The organism is Moorena sp. SIO3I6, from assembly GCF_010672095.1.
In genome coordinates, this window is record NZ_JAAHHU010000574.1 from 1 (window position 1) to 2,766 (window position 2,766).

The 2,766-nt window shown below is 41.4% G+C and carries 3 protein-coding genes and 2 pseudogenes; all 5 read right to left on the bottom strand.

Going from position 1 to position 2,766, the window contains the following annotated elements:
• Positions 1–40: 40 nt before the first annotated feature.
• Positions 41–139: pseudogene (locus tag F6K49_RS39790) on the bottom strand (RNA-guided endonuclease TnpB family protein); the annotation flags it as partial.
• A 115-nt stretch (positions 140–254) separates the two neighbouring features.
• Positions 255–524 carry an HNH endonuclease signature motif containing protein gene (locus tag F6K49_RS53825; protein ID WP_366510895.1) on the bottom strand — a complete coding sequence of 90 codons (270 nt, stop codon included), beginning with the start codon at positions 522–524 and terminating at the stop codon, positions 255–257.
• Between the two features lie 240 nt (positions 525–764).
• Positions 765–908: pseudogene (locus F6K49_RS53830) on the bottom strand (group II intron maturase-specific domain-containing protein); the annotation flags it as partial.
• Positions 909–923: 15 nt separating this feature from the next.
• On the bottom strand, positions 924–2,012 hold the full coding sequence (ltrA, locus tag F6K49_RS53835) for a group II intron reverse transcriptase/maturase (RefSeq protein ID WP_366514290.1): 1,089 nt from the start codon (positions 2,010–2,012) through the stop codon (positions 924–926).
• 423 nt (positions 2,013–2,435) lie between these two features.
• On the bottom strand, positions 2,436–2,766 hold a 331-nt coding region (locus tag F6K49_RS39800), incomplete at its 5' end, for a transposase (protein WP_293106204.1).

Genomic DNA, 2,766 nt, shown 5'->3' on the forward strand with positions numbered 1-2,766 from the left:
GTCGTTAGACCGGATTACGCAACGTGCCGGAGACGAAACCTTAGAAGAGTGCAGCCTTACAACAAAACCTGTTACCTTTGATGCATAGCCTACCAACTATAAAGGCTGCACTCTTCTTGCGGTAACTTCTAGCCAGTCTCTATTAAACTAAGCCAGGGGGTTGCCCCGCGTCTGACTCGTCTCCAAAACCGTACGTGATAGTTTCCCATCATACGGCTCCTCATAATAGGGTTCCTTGTCATGTGGCACCTCTTTCAAAATGGGTGGTCATCTAGTTCAGAGGAATCTTTACTTGATTCGTGACGCTTACTCTTGACTTTCATTTTGTGTTTTTCATCATGGCAATGTAGGTGGAGTAGTTCAAGGTTATTGATTTGGTCGTTTCCACCTTGTGCGCGTGGTACCTTATGGTGTGTTTCCATTAGGTCTCCATCCCTAAAGGTTAGTTTGCAGTGAGTACATTTACCTTTTTGTCTTTTGAGAAGTTTTACCTTCTGTTTGGACATTTCAGGGTGTTTACTCATTCTGGTACTCCAGTATATTAAATCCCCGTTGTAGGGGCTACTGTTTCCTTTGACCTTTGTGTGTCGAATGATTTCTGTTTTTGAATGTTTTGGAAGGTATATTCCTTCTTTTGTCATAAAAATCCAGTTATCTACCTTAGGTGCTTCCCAGGGGTTTTTAGGTTCAGTGACCTTGGTTCCCCAGTATTTCTTATTGACCCAGGTTTTTGACTTGTTGGGATGTCTTCGGTATCCCCATCTTTGAAGTTTGTTCCAGAGCACATAGTCTAACCCTGCATAGGTCTTTTTGCTTACTACACTCTTGTTGTAGTTGCACCAACCTTGTATGATGGGTTTAAGCCTGCTGATTAAGGCGGCTTGTGGAGCAGCTAGATGTTTTTCTATTACGTTTTCTAGCTGCTATTTGTGTTCCTTTACTTTTTTTTTGGATGGCTTAATGAGTGTTTTAAAACCTTGTTTTGATTGGTTTTTTCCTACCTGGTATTGTCGGATATTGAATCCGATAAAATCAAATCCATTGTAGGTGTTGGTCAATCGGGTTTTACTAGGTTTTAATGCAAGGCCAATGTCTTTTAACCATGTTTCTATATCTTCTCTACACTTTTCTACCACTTCTTTGTTTTTGTGTATGATGACGAAATCGTCTGCATACCGTATGAGACTAATACTTCTTCTTCTATCCCTTTTCCCTTTTATTTGGGTTTCTTTATAGGATAGATTTTCTACGTATTCTTTTATTGTCTCTTCCATTCCGTGAAGGGCTATATTTGCCAAAAGGGGTGATATTATTCCCCCTTGTGGTGTACCCTCATTTGTAGAGGAAAGTGTTCCTTCGTCTATTACTCCCGCTTTTAACCACCCTTTGATTAATCGCTTCATAGTGGGGAAGGTATTTAATTTTGTGAGTAGTTTTTTATGGTTGATTTTGTCAAAACATTTCGATATATCGGCGTCTAATACCCACTTGGGTTTTTTGGCGATACTGTCGAATATTGCTTCGATGGCATCATGACATGACCTTCCTAGTCTGAAACCGTAGGAGTTGGTTTCAAAGCGAGCTTCCCATTCAGGTTCTAATGCCTGTTTGGTTAGTGCTTGTAGTGCTCTGTCGTATATGGTTGGTATTCCTAGTGGGCGTTTTTCTTTACGACCAGGTTTTTCAATCCATACTCTACGTGTGGGTTGAGGTCGTTTGTATACCCTGAGGTTTTCCGCTAGTTTTAGTCTTTGTTTTCCTGTTAAGGCTTTCCGACCATCTATTCCGGCGGTTTTTTTCCCTTTATTCTGTTGGGTTACCTTCCTGACTGCGAGCATTTTTGCTGACCAGGACTTCATTAAGGTTTTTTGTAACCGTCTTACCACGCGGACATCTCCACGTTCTGAGGCTTGATATATTCGTTTTTGTAACTTGAATACTGTGATTTCTAGCTTTCGCCAGTTTACCTTATTCCATTCCGACTCTTGTTTCAGAGTTTTAGACATATTCATTACTACTTACAACTATATCTTTTCCTATTACGTGAGTCTGTCAGCGTATCCACTACGTTACATAGTGACCTTAGCTTCTGACTCTATCTCTCCGTCGTAGACCTTGCGGCTAACTACCTACTTAGGAAATCGACCTTTCCTAAGAGCATCTACGCGGTTACTTCGTTCCTGAATTCCATTCTTTATGCTTTTAGAGTGATACTATCCACCGGGAATCTCTCAGAGAAATCATCACTTGGACGCGAAACCCTGTGATTCTATGGATTCCTTTACTGTTTGTTTCCAGCGTTTCTAGCCTTATTGCGCTGGTTGAAGATTACGATGGTTCCTGTGTATCTTCCCTTTCGGTACTCTTGAGCATCCTTCCTGCTACTAGCTCCATATTGCTGTTCGACCCCGCTTTAGACTAGAGCTTGTTAGTTCTCATTGCCTAGGGGTAGGGCTGTCACTCAGATTTCTTGAGGGTTGGTTTTTCACCAACATGGAATTCAAGTTATCAAGGTATGTCCTTGTGGTTAATCCCCCGTTACCGGTTTCTAACCAACGAATCGCACTGGCATGTTCTTCACGCTGCCTACTTATTTTAAGGTGCTGTCTACCTAGTCTATTAATTGCTTTTTTACGATTGGATGAGCCTTTCTTTTTTCGGGAAACCCGACGTTGATAAAATCTAGCGCGTTTTTCGCCTTTACGATAGAATCTTGGGTTAGATTCTGAGTATCCATCAGAGTCGGTGTAGAACTCTTTTAATCCT